The organism is Corynebacterium spheniscorum, assembly GCF_900113445.1.
GTDB classification, from domain to species: Bacteria; Actinomycetota; Actinomycetes; order Mycobacteriales; family Mycobacteriaceae; genus Corynebacterium; species Corynebacterium spheniscorum.
The window spans coordinates 152,913-173,204 of record NZ_FOPJ01000001.1; the positions used below are offsets into that span (position 1 = coordinate 152,913).

Below are 20,292 nucleotides of genomic sequence, written 5' to 3' on the forward strand. Positions count from 1 at the left end.
CCTAGAAGGGGAGGACCTCATCGGGGGCGAAGCCAGCTCGATCAGCTAGCTTGTCTCCGGTGAAGGACTCGACCTTCTTGCCCGTGGCATCTGCCGCGGAGAAAGCCGAATACTTCTTATCCTGATTCAGCTGGTGCAACAGGAAGCCGGTCACCAGGCCGCGAGCAATCTCAATGTACTTCGACTGCGGACCACCGATCCCAGAGAGCAACTTGAACATAGTGTCTTCACTAAAGCCCTGCTGGGTGCCCTTCGCGATCTCGCGATAAGCAACATCGCCCTTCCAATTGTGGGCAATCTTGGCAGGGTTACCGGCATCTAATAGCTGGGATTTTCCGGATCCAATAATCAGCCCAGGAATATCCACATGGCGGGCCGCTAATTCCGCAGAAGGAGTAGTCACTGCCGGGTAAAGGGCAGCAACGCAGTTGACCTTCGGGTTATCAACAGCGGTAAGAATGGCTGCGCCGCCACCCATGCCGTGGCCAACCACACCCAGTTTGCCCGGTGCGACTACTGCTTTACCGGCGCCAAGTTTCACCCCGGCGAGGATCTGCAAGCAGGTTTCTAAATCAGCAGCGAGGCCACCATGGTCTGGGACGAACCCAGTTTCAGTATTCGGGGCGGCTACCGCAATACCCCAGCTGGCAAGATGGCGGAGGGTGCCATGGTACTTGGAGATATCCTTCATCCAGTCGTGACCAAAGGCCACTGCCGGGATGCCATCTCCTTCCGCAGGGGTATAAGCCTTGCCAGCTAAACCTGCATAAGACAGGTCACCAACCAGCACGCGGTGCGGGCCTCGCTTGGATAATTTCCCTAGATGCTTCTTTAGATTCTCAGACACGTTCCCCAGGATAGTGGAAGCCATGCTTCGCCCGCGCCCGCCCGCGGCCAAAGGGGGCCCCGATCAGGGCCCTGATTGCTCAGCTTGGAACACCGCACATTTTCCGTGGAGTGTGCTTGCCTATGTGATGTTCTGCGCATTTTCTGCGCTCACCACCAGATGTACTGCATTGCTAGGACTATCCATTACTCTTGTGCCCATGTGTGGAATTGTTGGATACGTCGGGCAGCGCCAAGGCCTCCCCATCGCAGTTGAGGCGCTTCGGCGCATGGAATACCGCGGATATGACTCCGCCGGTATCGCAGTCGCCGACGGTCAAGGCGCGATTAATATGGCCAAACGCGCCGGCAAACTAGCAAACCTAGAAGAGCGCATCGCCGAGGTCGGCGAAAACTCGCTTGCTGGTTGTACCGCCATTGGCCACACCCGCTGGGCCACTCACGGGCGCCCCACCGACGCTAATGCGCACCCGCATATGTCCTATGACGGCAAAGTTGCCATCGTCCACAACGGCATCATTGAAAACTTTGCACCCCTGCGTGCCGAACTCGAAGCAGCCGGCATTTCCCTTGTCAGCGACACGGACTCTGAGGTAGCCGCGCATCTTCTCGCCCGCGCCTACAACGAAGGCGAAACCGCCGAGGATTTCCAAGCTTCCGCACTGAGCGTTCTTAATCGCCTCGAGGGTGCTTTCACCTTGCTATTTATGCATGCGGATCACCCGGATATGATCATTGCGGCGCGCCGCTCAACCCCGCTGATCTTGGGTGTGGGGGAAGGCGAAATGTTCCTTGGCTCCGATGTTGCCGCCTTCATTGAGTTCACGCGCAATGCCGTGGAATTGGAGCAAGACTCCGTGGTGATTGTGCATGCTGATGAGTACCAGTTGATGCACTTCGATGGTTCTAAAGCCTCCGCCACCCCCTTCACCATTGACTGGGATCTGGCTGCCGCAGAAAAAGGCGGCTTTGATTCCTTCATGATGAAGGAAATCCATGAGCAGCCCTCCGCAGTGCGCGATACCTTGGCAGGGCACTTCCATGATGGCCGCGTGGTGCTTGATGAACAGCACCTCACCGAAGAGGAACTTAAATACATCGACCAGGTCTTTGTGGTTGCCTGTGGTTCGGCTTATCACTCTGGTTTGCTCGCCAAATACGCCATTGAGCATTGGGTACGCATCCCCGTGCAAATCGAGGTGGCCAGCGAATTCCGCTACCGCGACCCCGTCTTGGATGAACGCACCTTGGTGCTGGCGATCTCCCAAAGTGGTGAGACCGCTGACACCTTAGAAGCTGTTCGCCACGCCAAATCCCAAGGCGCGAAGGTCCTGGCGGTGTGCAACACCAATGGTTCGCAGATCCCGCGGGAATCCGATGCGGTGCTTTATACCCACGCCGGCCCCGAGATCGGCGTGGCCTCCACCAAAGCTTTCTTAGCGCAGGTGGCCGCTAACTACATTGTTGGCTTAGCTCTTGCCCAGGCGAAGGGCACGAAATACCCTGATGAGATTGCGGAAATCTATGACACCCTAGAAGCAATCCCCGCCAAGGTTGAGGAGCTTTTGGCCTGCGAAGGCCCGGTCAATGATATTGCTAAGGAACTTGGTGCTATTCGCACCATGTTGTTCCTGGGCCGTGGGGTGGGCTTCCCGGTTGCCCTCGAAGGTGCCTTAAAGCTTAAGGAACTGGCCTATATTCACGCCGAAGGTTTCCCAGCAGGTGAGCTCAAGCATGGGCCCATCGCTTTGATTGAAGATGACCTCCCAGTGGTGGTCATTGTGCCTAGCCCGCGCGGGGTGAAGCTCCTGCACTCGAAGATTGTCTCCAATATTCAGGAGATCCGGGCCCGCGGCGCTAAGACCATTGTGATCGCCGAGGAAGGCGATGATGCGGTGGTGCCTTATGCCACCTGGTTGATCCGCATTCCGGAAACCTCCACGATTATGCAGCCACTGCTGGCTACCGTGCCGCTGCAATTCTTAGCCGCTGAGATTGCCCGTCAATGCGGTAATGAGGATATTGATAAGCCACGTAACCTGGCGAAGTCAGTGACGGTGGAGTAAACCCCCGCACCCGCACAAAATTTTTAGACATTGGTGTTTAAGGAGATGCTCAGGCGATGACCCATGCATTGGTTCTAGCCTGGGCTGATTCCATTAATGTCCTGCTTATCGGCGTGATTTTGGCGCTCGGGGTGAGCCTGAAGAAACGCTATGCCGCGGTAGTGACCCTGCTGGTAGCTGGCGACTGGCTTGGTGTTTTCCTACTTGCCTTAGCCACTCTCTATATTTTCGACGGGCTCCAAGAATCCGTCCAAAAATTAGTGAGCTCACCGGTTTTCGGCATTATCCTCATCGCCGTTGGTGGGTTAGCAGCAATGATGGCCTGGCGGAATGCCCGGCAGGTATCGGGGCCTTCCGGGAAGCCGAAGGAAAATAAAATTTTCGGACCCATTATGCAGGGCTTAAAGAAACCTTCTTTGCGCACCGTGTTGACCGGTTTTGTGTTGGGGGTGGTGCAATCAGCAACCTCGGCACCTTTCTTTGGTGGTTTGTTGGTGCTCTCCGCCAGTGGGATTAGTACCTTTGCCCGCTATGTGGGGCTTTTAGGTTATGCCTCGGTGGCGTTGAGCCTGCCGGCTTTAAGTGCGGTGCTAGTAGGCCAGGTACGCATGCACCCCACGTCGATGGTCGGGCGTTGGTTTAAGTGGATGCGGGCACATCCTAGGGAGGTCTCCACGATCGCAGGTTATGTGGTGGCGGTGCTGCTTATCGGGATGGGGATTGCGCACCTTTAGGCTTTAAGCTCACCCCACGAAACTTGCTGAAGTGGCATGATAATGGCCATGACTCTTGCTCGCCTGCGCATTAATCTTGGGGCTATTGCCCATAACGTTCGCACCATTCAGGGGCTGCTCGCCCCGGGGGCTGAGCTGATGGCGGTGGTCAAAGCCGATGGGTTTAACCATGGTGCCACCCGCGTGGCCCGCGTTGCGCTGGCTAATGGTGCAGCCCGCCTGGGTGTGGCCACCTTCGAAGAAGCCCTGGAGCTTCGCCGCGAAGGCATTGAGGCCCCCATTTTGGCGTGGCTGTGGTCCACCCACGATGAGGCAACCGTGCTGCGTGTGATTGCGGCCGGCATTGATATTGGGGTGACCTCCCTTGAGCAAGCAGAATTCTTAGCTGCGCTGATGAAGGCGCAACCAGAAGGCACCACGGTGCGGGTATCGGTGAAAGTAGATACCGGGATTCACCGTTCAGCGATGCCGGTAGAAGACCTTGGCCCCGCGTTGGTGGTGCTTAGGGAAGCCCCCGGGGTGGAGATTAGCGGCCTGTTTAGCCATCTGGCTTGTGCAGATGATCCGGATAATCCAGAAACCGATGCGCAGGCAGAACGCTTCCGCGCCGCCATTGAATCTGGCCGCCGCCTGGGCTTGGAGCTGCCGCTGAACCACATCTGTAATAGTGCGGCGACGCTATCGCGGAAGGACTTACACTTCGGTATGGTGCGCCCCGGGCTGGCGATTTATGGCCATGAGCCGATCCTGGGCCACGAAAATGATCTGATCCCCGCCATGACCTGGGAGTCAGATATTACGGTGGTGCATCCCATTAAAGCGGGGGAGGGGAGTAGCTATTCACTTACTTGGCGTGCCCCGAAAGATGGCTACATTGCGATTGTGCCCATGGGTTATGCCGATGGGCTGCCGCGCAATATCCAAGACCACCTAGAAGTAGGCATTAATGGGCACCTCTACCCACAGGTGGGGCGCGTGTGCATGGATCAGATTGTGGTGGACCTAGGGGATAACCCACACCAGGTGAGCACCCAGGATGTGGCGGTGATTTTCGGGGAAGGCGGTCTGGATGCCACTACCTTAGCCACCCGCATGGGGTCTATTTCTCACGAAATTATTTGTCGACCGAAGGGGCCGCGTATCCAACGCATCTATGAAACCGCTATGCCGGGCGCATCAGTAGCAGGCGATGCTTAAGCCCAGCCACAGCCCATACCCGCAGCCTTAAAGCCGAAGAAGTATTGAGGATCTCGTGAAGCAAAATTTCCCCCGCAGTGGTAGCCGTCGCCTGGAACATGCGGTAGACACCCAAACGTTGGGCGAAGAATTAGGGGCAGCCTTGGAGGCTGGGGATGTGGTGATTTTGGATGGGCCTTTGGGTGCGGGGAAGACGACCTTCACTCAGGGTGTGGCGCGTGGGTTGGGGGTGCGTGGGCGTGTGACCTCGCCGACCTTTGTCATTGCGAGGGAGCATCGTTCGAAGGGGGAGGGGCCGACGTTGGTGCATGTGGATGCTTATCGTTTGTTGGATGCGGATGCGGGGGATGCGGATCCCTTGGGGGCATTGGATTCTTTGGATTTGGATACCGAGCTTGAGGAAGCTGTGGTGTTGGCCGAATGGGGTGGGGGTTTGGTGGAGCAGCTCAGCGAGGCGTATTTGTTGGTGAGTTTTGATCGCGAGACGGCGGTGGCGGAGGATCCGGAGTCGGAGGCGCGCATTATTTCCTGGCAGTGGATGGAAAACCGCGGCTAGGCCAGCGCGCGGTTAAACCGACGCACAGCTAAACAGCGCGCGGCTAAACACCCCTCCCCAAATTTCCCACATTCTCGGGCGCGAATATGTCCGCTTGAAGTAGCAACCATAACCAAGCAGAATTATACGGACATAACCAAAAGATAATGTGGGGCTGTTTTCGTCCACTTTCGCCTGCTTTCGCCTATTTCCACCTATTTTCTACCTGATCAGGCATAAGTGGACGGGGATGCACGCCCCCAGGAGGTTCTTTCCGCGCCGTGACTCAAGTCCTTGGATTCCTAGCCACCAACCCACTTCTCGCCCTCGTGCTCATCATGGCCGTGGGCCTGGCGCTGGGCAAAGTCCGCATCTTCGGGCTCTCTTTGGGGGCCGCCGCGGTGCTTTTCGTCGCCATTGCGCTGTCCACCGCGAACCCCGAGATCACCGTCCCACCTTTGCTCTTCCAAATGGGCCTGGCGATGTTCGTCTACGCGATCGGACTTTCCGCTGGCGAACGTTTCTTCGCCGAATTCAAAGACCGCGGCTGGAAACTCAACCTCTTCCTCATCCTCCTGCTGATGGCACTGGTGGCCCTGGCCTGGGGGCTGGTCACCATCTTCCACCTCAAGCACACCACCGGTGCCGGCATGTTCGCCGGCGCGCTGAGCTCCACCCCAGGTATGGCCGCCATTGTTTCCATGGTGCGCGGCACCACCCCAGAGCTCGCCGCGGAACCAGTGATCGGCTACTCCCTGGCCTATCCCGGCGGCGTGCTGGGCGCCATTTTGGTGGCCGCCATTGGCGCGAAGGTCTTCAAAGTGGATCACCGCGCCGACGCCCGCAAAGAAGGCCTCCTGCCCGGCCCGCTGCTGACCCAAGGCATCCGTATTCGCCCGGGTCTTTCCGGCACCTTAGGTGAACTTTCGCAGCTTACCGGCGTGCAGATTATTGCCACCCGCATCGTCAAGGATGAAAAGCACCATGAGCTAGCCGAGCCCAGCGACCCGATCCGCCCCGGGGAAGTCATTGTTATTAATGGCACCCGCGAAAATATTGATTGCGCCAGCGAGATCCTCGGCGAACAGGTCGATGTCGAAATCGATGGCACCGACCTGCTCTACCAACGCTTCACGGTCTCTAGCTCCGCAGTTGCCGGGCATGCGATTAAAGACCTCAACACCACCTCCCGCGGCTTCCTCATTTCCCGCCTGCGCCGCGGCGATTCCGATGTGGTACCCAGCCAAGATGCGGTGCTGAATTACTCCGACCGTGTGCTGGTGGTCGCCCCGGAACACATGATGGATCGCATCCGCGGTTTCCTGGGGGATTCCGAACGCCGCCTAGCCGAAGTAGACCTCCTTTCCTTCGCGCTTGGCCTCACCCTCGGCCTGCTCGTTGGTGCCATCCCGATCCCGCTTCCTGGCGGCAATGTTCTTAACCTCGGCTTCGGCGGCGGACCCATCGTCGTAGGCCTGATCCTCGGCGCCCTACAACGCAGCGGCCCTATCCAATGGCAATTGCCGTATCACGCCAATCGCACCATCTCCACGCTCGGTTTGGTGCTCTTCTTAGCCGGCGTGGGGACCACCGCCGGCGCTGGTTTCCGCTCTGCACTCACGGACCCAGAGTCCCTGAAATTCATTGCGGTGGGCTTTATTATCACCGTTGCATCCGCCTTGGTCTGCGGGCTCGCCGGCCGCTGGATTTTGCACCTTACCTGGGATGAATCCATGGGTGTCGCCGCCGGCATGACCACCAACCCGGCGATCATCTCCTATCTCAATGGCCAAACCGGCACCGAGCTTGCCACCCGCGGTTATGCCACCGTGTACCCCTCCGCCATGATCGGCAAGATCATTGCCTGCCAGGTGCTACTGATTCTGCTCACCTAGCCTGGCCTACACTAAACCACGTGCTTGTTCTCGCGATTGATACCGCCACCACCGACCTGGTCACTGGGCTTGTCGACACCAACACGCAACAGACCTGGGAGAACACCCTGCATTCCAGCCGCCACCACAACGAAGCCCTCGTACCCTGCGTCCAGGAACTCCTGCGCAGCGCTCACACCAGCTTCGAGCATCTCGGCGCCATTGTGGTGGGCTGCGGCCCCGGCCCCTTCACCGGCCTGCGGGTAGGCATGGCCACCGCCCAAGCCTTCGGCGACGCCCTTGACATCCCCGTGCACGGCGTGTGCACCCACGACGCCATCGCACAGGCCGCCCGCCACGCGCACCCGCATGCCCAGCGCCTCTTGGTGTGCACAGATGCGCGCCGCCGCGAAACCTATTGGGCCAGCTACCAGGGCCCCGCGCGCCTCGAGGGCCCCGGCGTCATCAAACCCGATGCCCTTGATTGCACTTCCTATGACCTCATCTCCATCCCCGAGGCCATGCGCGAAAAATTCGATGTACCCAACAGCACCCAGATTATCGAGCAGCCGCCCACACCGCGGGCTTTAATCGAGATCGTGGACTTAGGTTCCACACCCGCGCCGCTGGTCCCGCTGTACCTTCGCAGGCCGGACGCGGTGGAGCCGAGTAGCAAGCCATTAAGTCGTGCTATTCCCGCGGAATTTAGAGAGCAATCTCGATGAGGACACTCAGCGATTTCGATGCCCCGCGCTGCGCTGAGCTAGAAACCCAGCTTTTCCCCGGCGATGATCCTTGGCCCACCGAAGCTTTTCGCGAGGCCTTCAACCAAGCCCACACCATCTATATCGGCGAAGATGACCCCGAAACCGGAACACTTATCGGCTACGCCGGCATCGCCGCCATGGGCCCAGCTGATGCCCCGGAATTCGAAATCCACACCATTGGGGTGGACCCGGCTTATCAACGCCGCGGAATCGGTCGGCGCTTAATGGCCGAATTGCTGCGCATCGCCGATCACTATGGCGCCCCCATTTTCCTTGAGGTGCGCACCGATAATGAACCCGCCATCACCCTTTATGAGAACCTAGGTTTTCAACGTTTAGGGGTGCGCCGGAATTATTATCAGCCCTCCGGTGCTGATGCTTACACCATGAAAAGAGAGGCGAAACCACAGCCATGATCATCTTGGGTATTGAAAGCTCCTGCGATGAAACCGGAGTAGGCATTGTGCGCCTTAACCAAGAAACCGGTGATACCGAAATCCTGGCCGACCAGGTAGCTAGCTCCATGGAAGAACACGCCCGCTTCGGCGGTGTGGTCCCCGAAATCGCCAGCCGCGCACACCTCGAAGCCATGCGCCCTGTCATGCGTGCCGCTCTAGCCGAAGCCGGCATCACCCGCCCCGATGCCGTAGCTGCCACCGTTGGGCCCGGCCTTGCCGGTGCCCTCTTAGTTGGCGCTAGTGCCGCCAAAGCCTATGCCGCCGCCTGGGAAGTGCCCTTTTATGGTGTTAACCACCTCGGCGGACATGTGGCAGTAGCCAACCTCGAAGGCGCCCCCCTAGGCCACAGCATTGCCTTGTTGGTCTCCGGCGGGCACACCCAAATCCTAGAAGTCGATGCCGTTGGTAAACCCATGCGCGAACTCGGCAGCACCCTCGATGACGCTGCCGGAGAAGCCTATGACAAAGTCGCCCGACTCCTCGGCTTGGGCTACCCCGGTGGCCCCGTCATCGACCGCCTTGCCGCCCAGGGCAACCCCAAAGCCATCGCCTTCCCCCGCGGGCTCATGAAGAAATCCGACGCCCCCTACGACTTCTCTTTTTCCGGGCTCAAAACCGCCGTGGCCCGCTACGTCGAAGCCGCCGAACGTGAAGAACGCACCATCGACATGGCCGATGTGTGTGCCTCCTTCCAAGAAGCTGTCTGCGATGTGCTGACCCGCAAAGCAGTGCGCGCCTGTGAGGACACCGGCGCGCAGGTACTGCTTCTTGGCGGTGGGGTGGCAGCTAATAGTCGCCTCCGCGAACTTGCTGCCCAGCGCTGCCAAGAACACGGCATCGAACTTCGCGTCCCCCGCTTCAAGCTATGCACCGATAATGGCGTGATGATCGCCGCCCTAGCCGCGCAGCTGATTTATGAAGGCGCTAAGCCTTCTAGCTACGCGGTGGGCACCGACCCCAGCTTGGAAGTGGAAATCCCCCTGGTGAACTAGCTGTGGCTTTCCACCTCATCCAAACGCCAATTCTCACCGGCCTCATGATCCGCCAGGAAGCGGGCATAGATACCAGAGCGTGCCGCTAATTCTTGGTGCGTGCCTTCATCATCAATACGGCCTTCTTGGTTAAAGACCACAATCTTATCGGCACGGGTCACCGTGGATAAGCGGTGCGCAATCAACACCGTGGTCCTACCAGCAGAAAGCTCATGGATCGCGGCAGTCACCGCAGCTTCATTAGCACCATCTAAGGATGCGGTGACCTCATCAAGCAGCAGCACCGGGGCATCCTTTAAGAAAGCCCGCGCAATCGCTACACGTTGACGCTCACCACCAGAGAGGCGACGGCCACCTTCACCCACTTCGGCATCCCACCCACCAGGTAGGCGCCCAATGACCTCATCAAGCCGCGCGCGCCGGGCGGCTTCCGCTAATTGTTCATCCGTGGCATCCGGTAAGCCCAGGCGCACATTTTCCTTAATGCTGCCTTCAAAAAGGTACACGTCCTGGAAGACCATGGAGGTCATCTCCATAACCTGATCGGTACCCAGGTCGCGCACATCCGCGCCACCAATGCGTACCGCACCTTCATTGACATCATGGAAGCGCGCGATCAGCCGAAGCAGCGTAGATTTACCACAACCTGAAGGGCCTACCAGCGCGGTCACCGTGTTGCCGGGCAGGTGCAATGAGACATCGTTGAGCACCCTGTTATTCGGCCCATAACCGAAGCTCACATGCTCAATATCAATGGAATTATCCTTAGCCTGCGCCCGCTTATTCGGGGCTGGTTCCGGCACTGACGGGGCATCCACCACAATGGCCGCAATGGTTTCAATATTGGCCTTGATCCCGGTTAATTCAGATAGATAGGGAGGCAATAAGGACAGCGGTTGTGCAAAGCGCACACAGAATAGGGCCAGCGTTGTAAAGGTGGCGATATCCAATTCGCCATGCAGCAGCAGGTACAGTCCCACACCAATAGCCACCACCAAGGTGCCCTGGATAAAGAGCATGGCGCTCAGCATCGGGGTGGAGCGGTTCTTCAAACCATCGAGCATGGCCTGATTATTTTTATCAATCGCAGCGCGCACCCGGTCCATACCGCGATCCCCACCAGCGGCACGGAATACTGACTGCAGCGCACCGAATTCTAGGACCCGTCGGCTAATTTCCTCATCCGAAGAACCCTCCAGGGCAATAGCGCGGGTGGATACGCGGTTAATCCAGCGCTGCAGGAGGTAGTAGATGGGAATGGCAATGGTGAGCACCACAGCCATACGCCACTCGTAGATATACATGCCAATTAAGATCACCACCGGGGTGACCACATTGATCACGATCTGCGGCAGAATAATCACCGGCAGGTGCGAAAGACCACTGGGCGCATTTAAGGTTGCGTGGCTGACCTTGGTTGCGGAATCAGCGCGGAACCAACCCAAGGGCAGATCCACAATGCGGTTACCGGAACGTGCGGTGAGATCCAGCATGTCATCCATGCACACCTTGTAGGCATGCAGGGAAGTAAAGAAGTGCACGATCAGCGAAGCCGCGCCGGTCAAACCAACCGCGAGGAACCAGCGGCTAGAAGAGCCGAAGCCCTCGAGCATGAGGGAGCGAAGCAGTGGCACCAACAAGATGATGGTGATGCCCTGAAGAATCGAAGAGATACTAAAGAGCAGGGCCAATAACCGCAGTTGAGATTTACGGCCAAGACAGAGTTCATAGCGGTGAAGCATGGTCATCATTGCTGGGCCTCCCACAGCGTTGCATACATATCGCCCTTGGCGAGAAGTTCATCGTGGGTTCCAGATTCCACAACCTTGCCGGAATCCAGAACGAGAATATTGTCGGCACCAACCACGGTGGCTAGCCGGTGCGCCACCACAATCACGGTGCGCCCCTTAGCTAATTCCGCGATAGCCTCTTGGATTTCACGTTCCGAGTGCGGGTCCGCCCAGGCAGTTGCCTCATCGAGCAATAGCACTGGGGCATCCCGGAGGAAAGCGCGGGCTAAGGAGACACGCTGCTGTTCACCACCGGAGAGATACGCACCTTCATCGGCAGCATTCTCATCACCACTTAAACCGCCCACGACGGTGTCATAGCCATGCGGTAGTCGCATAATGCGATCGTGGATGCGGGCGCGTTTCGCGGCGAGCTCAATATCGGCGGTGGTGGCTTCCGGATGGCCCAGCGCAATATTTTCGCGGATCGTGTCATTAATGAGGCTGACGTCTTGGTCCACAATCGCCAGGTGAGCTAAAAGCTCCTCATCATTGGCTTGGCGGATATCCACCCCGCCGACATAAATCGCCCCACCGGTGACATCATAGGAACGCGAGATCAACCGGGTGAGCGTGGTTTTACCAGAACCCGAAGGTCCCACCAAAGCCGTGGTAGTACCGGCCGGGAAGGTGGCGCTTAAGTGATCAATGACTGGGTGCGTGCCGTCATAGCTGAAGCTGACGTCTTCGAAACGCACATCCAAACCACGGGTATCAGGTAGGGCAGTGGGGTGCTCGGCCAGCGGTAGGGGATCTAGGTCCAAGACATCTTGGAGGCGTTGTGCTGATTCCATGCCCGCAGAGATCAGGTGGATAAGCGGAACTAGGGAAAGCACGCCACCAGGAAGGGCAATGCTGATGGTCAAGAAGGCAGCGATAAGAGCCGGGTCAGCATCAAAGAAGTGGATAACCATCCAAGAGAAGAAGATGATGGCGGGCAACATGCCGGCGGGGTTGAGGATCGCTAGGCCAAGGGATTGGCTACGCCCACCCTTGGTCATCCATTCGCGCATCTTCTCGATGAAGTTTTCTTGGGCGGCGTTGAAGCGTTCAAAAATTTTTCCGGTGCCGCTGAAGTTCTTCACCACCGTGATGCCATCAACTAATTCCACCAGTGCCTGGGAGATGCGCCCCTGCGCACTCATGAACATCTCGGTGGATTCTTCTAGGTTCTTCGGCCGAATGGCTGAGAAAATAGCCATTGCGGTGCCGAACCACAGCAGCATGCCTAGCGCGAAGCGCCAGTCATAGTAGAAGAGGATGACGAACCCCAAGATTGGGCCAGCCAGCGCATTGCCTAATTCAGCTGGGCCGTGGGCAATCAAGGTGTGGATATTAGCCACATCTTCTTTGAGTGTTTTCTTGATATTGCCGGAGTTGGTATCTGCGAACCATCCCAGTGGGGTTATGGAGAGTTTTTTGGCGATGCGGGTGCGTAACCTGGCGCGATAATCAGCCTCAATTTTGTGGCTCCAGCCAGTGACCCCATTAACCAAGAGGTTGCCCAGGGCAAGGCAGATGGTGGTGGCAATAATCCAGCCCACCACATAGCCGGTGCTGAGCTCATCGCGGTGGAGGGCGATCTCAGCAATGGCTACAGCTGGGACAAGGAGTAGCCCGCCGCCAATAAAGGAGAGGATCAGCCCGATAATCATCTGGGTTTTCACCGGGGCCAGCATCTTCTTAAGAGCCGGCATACTGGTGGTTTGTTTATCGGCCGGCGGTGCGGCGGCTTGTTCCTCGCTTAAGGAGTCAGTCGAAACGGGGGTGCTCATGAGAGCTGATGCACCTTTCTGAAGTTCTTCAAAGCGGATGTCTTAAGCATGTGCTCTATTTTTCACGGCACTGAGTATACATGTATACAAAGTCTTGCCTAATGCAATAGTGAAAGGCTATCACATAGCTTCAGAATGCCCGGTGCGTTGAAGACTTGGCACTCGCAAGGGTAGAGTGCCAGGAGGTTGTTTGACCCACAGTTGTTCACCCGCGACGACGGCTGTGCTGGACACCGCAACCGGCACATAAATCCCTGAATATTTGCACGGAGGAAGAATCGTGGCAGACGTCAACATCAAGCCGCTAGAAGACAAGATCCTGGTTCAGATCAACGAAGCTGAAACCACCACCGCTTCTGGCCTGGTCATTCCGGATTCCGCTAAGGAAAAGCCGCAAGAAGCTACCGTCATCGCAGTAGGCCCCGGCCGCTTCGATGAGAAGGGTGAGCGCATTCCGCTCGACGTTAAGTCCGGCGACGTCGTGATCTTCTCCCGCTACGGCGGCACCGAGATCAAGTACAACGGCGAGGAATACCTCATCCTCTCCGCCCGCGACATTCTCGCCATCGTCGAGAAGTAAGAAGGTCTTTAATGGCAAAGCTGATCGCATTCGACCAGGAGGCCCGAGAGGGCATTATGCGCGGTGTGGACGCACTCGCCGACACCGTGAAGGTGACGCTGGGGCCCCGTGGCCGCAACGTTGTCCTGGACAAAGCATTCGGCGGCCCGACCGTCACCAATGATGGCGTCACCATCGCGCGCGATATCGACATCGAGGATCCCTTCGAGAACCTCGGCGCACAACTGGTGAAATCCGTGGCCGTCAAAACCAACGACATTGCCGGCGATGGCACCACCACCGCCACCTTGCTCGCCCAAGCCCTCATCGGCGAAGGCCTGCGCAATGTTGCTGCCGGCGCCAACCCCATTGGCCTGAACCGCGGCATCGCCGCAGCTGCTGAAAAGACGGTGGAAGAGCTCAAAAAGCGCGCCACCGAAGTAGCTAGTGCCAGTGATATCGCCAATGTTGCCACCGTGTCCTCCCGGGACCCGGAGGTAGGCGAAATGGTTGCTAACGCCATGGAAAAAGTGGGCAAAGATGGTGTCCTCACCGTCGAAGAATCCCAATCCATTGACTCCACCCTGGAGATCACGGAGGGCATTTCCTTCGACAAGGGCTTCCTCTCGCCTTACTTCATTACCGACACCGATACACAGCAGGCCATTCTCGATGATGCTTTGGTGCTCTTGGTGCGCAATAAGATCTCCTCGTTACCGGACTTCCTCCCGGTGCTTGAGAAGGTCGTGGAGTCCGGCAAGCAAGTCCTGATCATCGCGGAAGACATTGAAGGCGAACCCCTCCAAACCCTGGTGGTTAACTCCATCCGCAAGACCTTGAAGGTCGTTGCGGTGAAGTCCCCCTACTTCGGCGATCGCCGCAAGGCCTTCATGGATGACCTCGCCGTTGTTACCGACGCCACCGTCATTGATCCCGAGGTTGGCGTTACCCTACGCGAAGCCGATATGGATGTTTTCGGTTCCGCCCGCCGTATCACCGTGACCAAGGATGAAACCATCATCGTTGACGGCGCCGGAAGCGCGGAGGCAGTGGAACGCCGCCGCGAACAAATTCGTCGCGATATCGAAGCCACCGACTCCAATTGGGATAAGGAAAAGCTGGCCGAGCGCCTGGCGAAGCTTTCCGGTGGCGTTGCCGTCATCAAGGTTGGTGCAGCTACGGAAACGGAAGTCAACGAGCGTAAGTTGCGCGTCGAAGACGCCATTAACGCTGCCCGCGCAGCCGCCCAAGAAGGTGTGATTGCTGGTGGGGGTAGCGCCCTGGTGCAGATCTCCCAAGAACTCAAGGCCTACGCCAATAAGTTTGAAGGGGAAGAGCGCACCGGTGTGCTCGCACTTGCCCACGCCCTGGCGAAGCCCGCTTTTTGGATCGCCGCGAACGCCGGCCTGGATGGCTCCGTAGTGGTTGCCCGCAGTGCTGAACTGCCCAATGGTGAAGGCTTCAACGCCGCCACCATGGAATACGGCAACCTGATTGATGCCGGGATTATCGACCCGGTGAAGGTCACGCACTCGGCCGTGGTTAATGCCAGCTCGGTTGCTCGCATGGTGCTCACCACCGAAGCATCGGTTGTGGAAAAGCCCGCTGATCCTGCCCCGGCAGCAGCTGGACATCACCACCACTGATAAGTGGAGAGTGAACTATTAAAACCCTCTGCCTTCGGGTAGGGGGTTTTCTATTTCCAACATGCCGCTGAGCAGTGCAAACTCTATTTGATGTTCGAGAGTAGGAAATTATTCCTCTGCACTGACCCAGGCGGTGGGTAGAATAACTTCACGAAGCACGACATTTGCTAGTTTTCCCGGCACTACTTTCCATCCGTTACTTCTCCCCGCGAAAGGTCACGATCTCGTGAGCGATACCGAGTTAGAGCTTGCTCAGCTCGTTCCCGACGCCGCGGCCGGGGACCAAAAGGCATTGCAACGGATCATGCACATTATCCACCCGCCAGTGCTGCGCTATGCGCGTGCGCGGGTCGGCGGTGGGCGCCACCCCACCCCGGAAGATATTGCCCAAGAGGTGTGCCTCGCGGTGGCGACATCCATTGGCAATTATGTGGACCAGGGCCGCCCCTTTATGGCTTATGTTTATGGCATTGCCTATAACAAAGTGGCGGATGCGCACCGCGCCATGTCGCGGGATCACTCCCATCCCACCGATGAGCTCCCCGATAGTCCGGATATGCGTAATAATCCGGAGGAATTTGCGCTGGTCAGCGACGGTAGTAACAGAGTGCGCCTTTTGCTCGATTCATTAAGTGAGAAGGCCCGCGACATCGTGATTCTACGTGTGTTCGTGGGATTATCCGCGGAAGAAACCGCCGCCATTGTGGGCAGCACTGCTGGTGCTGTTCGGGTCGCTCAACACCGCGCTCTTGCAGCTTTGCGCAAAAACCTGGAAAACGAGGAGCAAGTTCAGTGACGAGACGTCATGACGAAGGCACATACCCCGACTCGGGGCATGGTGAGTTCGAGGCTATCCAATCCACTGATGCCTTCCTTGATGCGCTTGCCCGCGGTGAAGACCCCAGCAGTGGTGAGGACCCATTAGCGAACGCGCTGTTAGGTATGCGCGCTGAGGTTAATGCCCAGATGCCGTCTGCACCGACCCTGGCTGAGCTGGGACTGGTGGAAGGCGTGGCCTCAATCTCGCGTGAGCGAACGAAGCGGCGTACTTTCCTGCCTTTCCGAGCCACCCGATCTCGAGAAGCGAAAAAACCGCACCCATTTGTACATGGGATGATTGGCGCGGCCGCAGCCACTTTGGTGATTGCCGGTGGCGGGGCGGCGCTGTATAACAGCACCCCGGATTCGTCCCTGTATCCTATTTCTGAGCACTTCTTTAGCGATCGCAAAGCCATTGTGGAATTAGCGGGAACCCTAGGGGAGCTTGATGATCGCGCCACCGAGGGGGATATCGCTGGGACCCGGGCGTTGGTGGAGCAAATGCGCGCCGTTATTAAGGATGCGCAGCGTTTAGGCAATAGCAACCCGGCGACCACGACGCGCACCATCCCGCCGGCACCGCCGAGCACCGAGGTGCTTACCGAAACCACGACGGTAACCGAACCCACCACCGAGGTTCAGGTAGCCACCGAAACGGTGACGGTTACGGTAGTGTCCCCTACCAGCCCGAGCCCCTCGCCGAGCACCACGCCTACGACCACCCCGCCTGAGGGAAGCCCTGTGCCCCCTGAAGAGGGTGGAGCTGGTTCCCCGCAGGAACCTCAGCCGGCACCGCCCGCCGGGGAACGCCCCGCTCCGCCGGCACCTGGTGAATAAAGCATGAAAAGAAGAAGGGTGAGTACCGAAAAAACGGTGCTCACCCTTTTGCTATGCCCAGCTGTGGGATGGGTTGTGCGGCAGGCGGGGGCTTAGACGCGGCGGTAACCATCCGCGTAGCCGAGCGCATAATCCCAGGTCACGTATTGCTCTGGGATGGGCTCCGCGCCGGGCTCGTGAACTGGGGAAAGCTCGCCGGCGAGCATGGCGCGCATATTGGTGGCGAGGATCTCCCAATCGTAGAAGTGGAAGTCTTCGCAGTCCTCGCAATAAAAAACGATGCCGCGGATGCCGCGGGGGGAGAGGATCTGGGCGAAGAAAGCTAAACGTTCAAGATCCGCCTCGATGGAGCGCCGCTCCTGGTCGCTCAACGGCTCTGGACGCTCCTCATCACTAAGGAAGGAGGCAGGATCATTCGGATCATCAGCGAAGGGATCGCGGGGCATCATAGAGTCGAAGGTCACAAGCGCCACCTTAACGGCTTAGAGGTTGTTCCCTCAAGGCACTAATGTGGTGAGCACCGAAGACTTGCAGACCCAAAGTGTGCCGAAGGAGCATTGATGACTGATCAGCACGTAGCAACCGGTGGCGACGATCCCGGAAAGGTTGCGCTCGTCGGCCTGACCTTTGATGACGTCCTGTTGCTGCCCGATGAGTCCAACGTTGTCCCCAGCGAAGTGGATGTATCCAGCCGCTTCACCCGCAATATCCGACTGGGGATCCCGGTTGCTTCCGCCGCCATGGACACCGTCACCGAATCGCGCATGGCGATTGCGATGGCCCGCCAAGGCGGCATTGGTGTACTGCACCGCAACCTCTCGGCTGAGGAACAAGCCGAGCACGTAGAAATTGTGAAACGCTCCGAATCCGGGATGGTCACCGATCCTGTTACCTGCTCGCCGGATATGAGCATTGGGGAAGTGGATGCGCTTTGTGCCCGCTACCGGATCTCCGGTTTGCCGGTAGTGGATGCTGACCGCCGCCTGCTGGGTATTTGCACCAACCGCGATATGCGCTTCGAGCAGGACATGAACCGTCCGGTGACCGAAGTGATGACCAAGATGCCGCTGGTGGTTGCTAAGGAGGGTGTGAGCAAGGAAGAAGCTCTGAGCCTGCTTTCTACCAACAAAGTAGAAAAGCTACCGATTGTGGATAATGAAGGCCGCTTGGCGGGGCTTATTACCGTCAAGGACTTCGTGAAGACCGAACAGTACCCGGATGCCTCCAAAGATGAGGCCGGTCGACTACTGGTGGCCGCTGGTATTGGTACTGGCGAGGAATCCTGGTCGCGCGCAAGCCTGCTGGTGGATGCCGGGGTGGATGTGCTGGTGGTGGACTCTGCGCACGCGCACTCCCGCGGCGTGCTGGATATGGTCAGCCGCGTGAAGAAGCAATGGGGCGACAAGGTGGATGTGGTTGGCGGCAACCTGGCCACCCGCTCTGCCGCTAAAGCCATGATCGAAGCCGGGGCGGATGCCATCAAGGTGGGTATTGGCCCGGGCTCCATTTGCACCACCCGCGTGGTTGCTGGTGTGGGTGCCCCGCAGATCACCGCCATTTTGGAAGCCTCCACCGTGGCACACCAGGCTGGGGTGCCGATCATCGCTGATGGTGGCATGCAATTCTCCGGCGATATTGCGAAGGCCCTGGCTGCTGGTGCCGACTCCGTGATGCTGGGCTCCATGCTGGCTGGCACCACCGAATCACCCGGTGATGTGGTGGTTGTGGGCGGCAAGCAATATAAGCGCTACCGCGGCATGGGCTCCCTAGGGGCCATGCAAGGCCGTGGGCTGAGCGGGGAGAAGCGCTCTTACTCCAAGGACCGTTATTTCCAGGCTGATGTCCGCAGCGAAGACAAACTAGTACCCGAAGGCATTGAAGGGCGGGTGCCCTTCCGTGGCTCCATTGATGCCATTACCCACCAGTTGGTTGGTGGATTGCGGGCAGCCATGGGTTATACCGGATCCGCCACCATTGAAGAGCTGCACAATGCTCGTTTCGTGCAGATCACCACGGCGGGGCTGCGGGAATCTCACCCGCATCACATCACCCAAACCGTCGAAGCCCCGAACTACCACTAGGTTTATTGGCTCCTAGCGGCCCTCGATCCGCCTTGTGTGGGGGATCGGTTCCCCCTGGTGGGGACTGAGTTCCCCTTAAGGGACGAGGGACGCTAGATACAGCCGCTCTGCAGAAAAGAGAAAGCACAGCTCATGCGCGATTATGTTGAAATCGGTGAAGGCCGCCAAGCCCGCCGCACCTACCGTCTCCAGGACATCACCATCGTCCCCTCCCGGCGTACCCGCTCCTCCAAAGACGTTGACACCACCTGGCATATTGATGCCTACACCTTCGATATCCCGGTGATGTCGCACCCCACCGATGCTCTGGCGAGCCCGGAGTTCATTATCGAAATGGACCGCCAAGGTGGCCTCGGGGTGATCAACGCGGAAGGCCTCTGGGGCCGCCACGCGGACCTGGATGCCGCCATTAAGAAAGTCACCCAAGCAGCCCTGGAAGGCGGCAACCCCACCGCAGTGCTGCAGGAACTCCACGCCGCTCCGATTGACCATGAGCTGCTGGCAGATCGCATCGCACAGGTGCGGGCCTCTGGGGCCACGGTGGCGGTACGCGTATCGCCCCAACGTGCCCGCGAATTCGCCCCGCATGTGATTAAAGCCGGCACGGAGCTGCTGATTATTCAGGGCACCATTATCTCCGCTGAGCATGTCTCCGGGGATAGTGAAGAGCCGCTAAACCTCAAGGAATTCATTGGCACCCTGGATGTGCCGGTGATCGCTGGTGGTGTGGCTGACTACACCGCCGCCATGCACCTGATGCGTACCGGCGCGGCCGGAATCATTGTGGGTGGCGGTTCGAATACCAACTACGACACCTTGGGCATTGACACCCCCATGGCGACTGCCATTGCGGATGTGGCGGCAGCGCGCCGGGATTACCTGGATGAAACCGGTGGCCGATATGTGCACATCATCGCCGATGGGGAACTACATGCCTCTGGTGATGTGGCTAAGGCAATTGCGTGCGGTGCCGATGGCGTGATGCTGGGTGAGCTCTTGGCGCCTGCTGCTGAGGCTGCCGGACGCGGCTTCTATTGGCCTTCTGCTGCCGGTCACCCGCGCTTCCCGCGCGGCACGGTGGAGGCCTTGGGCTTGGAGGAAGAAACCCCGCCCCTGGAGATGATCCTTAATGGTCCTTCCACTGATCCCACCGGCGCGCAGAATATTGTGGGCGGGTTGCGGCATTCCATGGCGAAGTGCGGTTATACCGACTTGAAGCGCTTCCAAAAGGTGGGGCTGGCGATCGGGTACTAGGCCGATTGCTTGGTGCTTAGGTGCTTGGGTGTTTAGTGCTTAGGCGTTTGGCGCTCGGATGT

At 58.4% G+C, this 20,292-nt stretch carries 18 protein-coding genes; 14 read left to right on the top strand and 4 right to left on the bottom strand.

Annotated elements, in window-relative coordinates:
* Position 1: 1 nt before the first annotated feature.
* On the bottom strand, positions 2–847 hold the full coding sequence (locus tag BMZ01_RS00710) for a poly(ethylene terephthalate) hydrolase family protein (protein ID WP_092283738.1): 846 nt from the start codon (positions 845–847) through the stop codon (positions 2–4).
* A gap of 199 nt (positions 848–1,046) precedes the next feature.
* On the opposite strand from BMZ01_RS00710, the gene glmS reads away from it, so the two are divergent.
* The 8 genes from glmS to tsaD all read left to right on the top strand — a co-directional run bounded on the left by glmS (position 1,047) and on the right by tsaD (position 9,469).
* Positions 1,047–2,912, top strand: coding sequence for a glutamine--fructose-6-phosphate transaminase (isomerizing) (glmS, locus tag BMZ01_RS00715; protein ID WP_092283400.1), 1,866 nt, complete (start codon positions 1,047–1,049; stop codon positions 2,910–2,912).
* 56 nt (positions 2,913–2,968) lie between these two features.
* Complete coding sequence (locus BMZ01_RS00720) at positions 2,969–3,646, top strand: GAP family protein (RefSeq protein ID WP_092283402.1); 678 nt, start codon at positions 2,969–2,971, stop codon at positions 3,644–3,646.
* Between the two features lie 48 nt (positions 3,647–3,694).
* Complete coding sequence (gene alr / locus BMZ01_RS00725) at positions 3,695–4,843, top strand: alanine racemase (protein WP_092283740.1); 1,149 nt, start codon at positions 3,695–3,697, stop codon at positions 4,841–4,843.
* A gap of 55 nt (positions 4,844–4,898) precedes the next feature.
* On the top strand, positions 4,899–5,399 hold the full coding sequence (gene tsaE / locus BMZ01_RS00730) for a tRNA (adenosine(37)-N6)-threonylcarbamoyltransferase complex ATPase subunit type 1 TsaE (protein WP_092283404.1): 501 nt from the start codon (positions 4,899–4,901) through the stop codon (positions 5,397–5,399).
* A 260-nt stretch (positions 5,400–5,659) separates the two neighbouring features.
* Positions 5,660–7,273: an aspartate:alanine exchanger family transporter gene (locus tag BMZ01_RS00735; protein WP_263364348.1), complete on the top strand. Its 1,614-nt coding sequence runs from the start codon at positions 5,660–5,662 to the stop codon at positions 7,271–7,273.
* A gap of 20 nt (positions 7,274–7,293) precedes the next feature.
* Positions 7,294–7,977, top strand: a complete 684-nt coding sequence (gene tsaB, locus BMZ01_RS00740; protein WP_092283406.1) for a tRNA (adenosine(37)-N6)-threonylcarbamoyltransferase complex dimerization subunit type 1 TsaB — start codon at positions 7,294–7,296, stop codon at positions 7,975–7,977.
* Positions 7,968–8,435 carry a ribosomal protein S18-alanine N-acetyltransferase gene (rimI, locus tag BMZ01_RS00745; RefSeq protein ID WP_177180011.1) on the top strand — a complete coding sequence of 156 codons (468 nt, stop codon included), beginning with the start codon at positions 7,968–7,970 and terminating at the stop codon, positions 8,433–8,435. The genes tsaB and rimI overlap by 10 nt, the downstream gene beginning before the upstream one ends.
* Positions 8,432–9,469 (top strand): tRNA (adenosine(37)-N6)-threonylcarbamoyltransferase complex transferase subunit TsaD, encoded by a 1,038-nt coding sequence (tsaD, locus tag BMZ01_RS00750; protein WP_092283410.1) that lies wholly within the window; start codon positions 8,432–8,434, stop codon positions 9,467–9,469. The genes rimI and tsaD overlap by 4 nt, the downstream gene beginning before the upstream one ends.
* Here tsaD and BMZ01_RS00755 read toward each other — a convergent pair.
* Together BMZ01_RS00755 and BMZ01_RS00760 are read right to left on the bottom strand one after the other, a co-directional pair.
* Positions 9,466–11,220 carry an ABC transporter ATP-binding protein gene (locus tag BMZ01_RS00755; RefSeq protein WP_092283412.1) on the bottom strand — a complete coding sequence of 585 codons (1,755 nt, stop codon included), beginning with the start codon at positions 11,218–11,220 and terminating at the stop codon, positions 9,466–9,468. The genes tsaD and BMZ01_RS00755 overlap by 4 nt on opposite strands.
* Positions 11,217–13,034 carry an ABC transporter ATP-binding protein gene (locus tag BMZ01_RS00760; protein WP_092283414.1) on the bottom strand — a complete coding sequence of 606 codons (1,818 nt, stop codon included), beginning with the start codon at positions 13,032–13,034 and terminating at the stop codon, positions 11,217–11,219. The genes BMZ01_RS00755 and BMZ01_RS00760 overlap by 4 nt, the downstream gene beginning before the upstream one ends.
* Positions 13,035–13,314: 280 nt before the next feature.
* Here BMZ01_RS00760 and groES point away from each other — a divergent pair, with 280 nt between their 5' ends.
* The 4 genes from groES to BMZ01_RS00780 all read left to right on the top strand — a co-directional run bounded on the left by groES (position 13,315) and on the right by BMZ01_RS00780 (position 16,895).
* Positions 13,315–13,614 (top strand): co-chaperone GroES, encoded by a 300-nt coding sequence (gene groES, locus BMZ01_RS00765; protein WP_092283416.1) that lies wholly within the window; start codon positions 13,315–13,317, stop codon positions 13,612–13,614.
* An 11-nt stretch (positions 13,615–13,625) separates the two neighbouring features.
* Positions 13,626–15,239, top strand: a complete 1,614-nt coding sequence (groL, locus tag BMZ01_RS00770) for a chaperonin GroEL (RefSeq protein ID WP_092283418.1) — start codon at positions 13,626–13,628, stop codon at positions 15,237–15,239.
* A 226-nt stretch (positions 15,240–15,465) separates the two neighbouring features.
* Positions 15,466–16,035, top strand: coding sequence for a sigma-70 family RNA polymerase sigma factor (locus BMZ01_RS00775; RefSeq protein ID WP_092283420.1), 570 nt, complete (start codon positions 15,466–15,468; stop codon positions 16,033–16,035).
* Positions 16,032–16,895 (top strand): hypothetical protein, encoded by an 864-nt coding sequence (locus tag BMZ01_RS00780; RefSeq protein ID WP_092283422.1) that lies wholly within the window; start codon positions 16,032–16,034, stop codon positions 16,893–16,895. Before BMZ01_RS00775 ends, BMZ01_RS00780 begins: the two co-directional genes overlap by 4 nt.
* A gap of 92 nt (positions 16,896–16,987) precedes the next feature.
* Here BMZ01_RS00780 and BMZ01_RS00785 read toward each other — a convergent pair whose 3' ends face one another.
* Positions 16,988–17,359, bottom strand: a complete 372-nt coding sequence (locus BMZ01_RS00785; protein ID WP_223845839.1) for a DUF5319 domain-containing protein — start codon at positions 17,357–17,359, stop codon at positions 16,988–16,990.
* Between the two features lie 96 nt (positions 17,360–17,455).
* On the opposite strand from BMZ01_RS00785, the gene guaB reads away from it, so the two are divergent.
* Both guaB and BMZ01_RS00795 read left to right on the top strand, forming a co-directional pair.
* Entirely contained in the window at positions 17,456–18,976 is a 1,521-nt protein-coding gene (guaB, locus tag BMZ01_RS00790; protein ID WP_092283424.1) for an IMP dehydrogenase, read from the top strand.
* A gap of 132 nt (positions 18,977–19,108) precedes the next feature.
* The gene (locus tag BMZ01_RS00795; RefSeq protein ID WP_092283426.1) at positions 19,109–20,230 is read left to right on the top strand and encodes a GuaB3 family IMP dehydrogenase-related protein; all 1,122 of its coding nucleotides are present in this window, start codon (positions 19,109–19,111) and stop codon (positions 20,228–20,230) included.
* The last annotated feature ends 62 nt before the right edge of the window (positions 20,231–20,292 follow it).

Excerpts from the sequence above, each read along its gene's own strand:
- glmS (WP_092283400.1), top strand. The coding sequence starts at position 1,047 with ATGTGTGGAATTGTTGGATACGTCGGGCAGCGCCAAGGCCTCCCCATC.
- BMZ01_RS00720 (WP_092283402.1), top strand. The coding sequence starts at position 2,969 with ATGACCCATGCATTGGTTCTAGCCTGGGCTGATTCCATTAATGTCCTG.
- alr (WP_092283740.1), top strand. The coding sequence starts at position 3,695 with ATGACTCTTGCTCGCCTGCGCATTAATCTTGGGGCTATTGCCCATAAC.
- tsaD (WP_092283410.1), top strand. The coding sequence starts at position 8,432 with ATGATCATCTTGGGTATTGAAAGCTCCTGCGATGAAACCGGAGTAGGC.
- BMZ01_RS00755 (WP_092283412.1), bottom strand. The coding sequence starts at position 11,220 with ATGATGACCATGCTTCACCGCTATGAACTCTGTCTTGGCCGTAAATCT.
- BMZ01_RS00760 (WP_092283414.1), bottom strand. The coding sequence starts at position 13,034 with ATGAGCACCCCCGTTTCGACTGACTCCTTAAGCGAGGAACAAGCCGCC.
- groL (WP_092283418.1), top strand. The coding sequence starts at position 13,626 with ATGGCAAAGCTGATCGCATTCGACCAGGAGGCCCGAGAGGGCATTATG.
- guaB (WP_092283424.1), top strand. The coding sequence starts at position 17,456 with ATGACTGATCAGCACGTAGCAACCGGTGGCGACGATCCCGGAAAGGTT.
- BMZ01_RS00795 (WP_092283426.1), top strand. The coding sequence starts at position 19,109 with ATGCGCGATTATGTTGAAATCGGTGAAGGCCGCCAAGCCCGCCGCACC.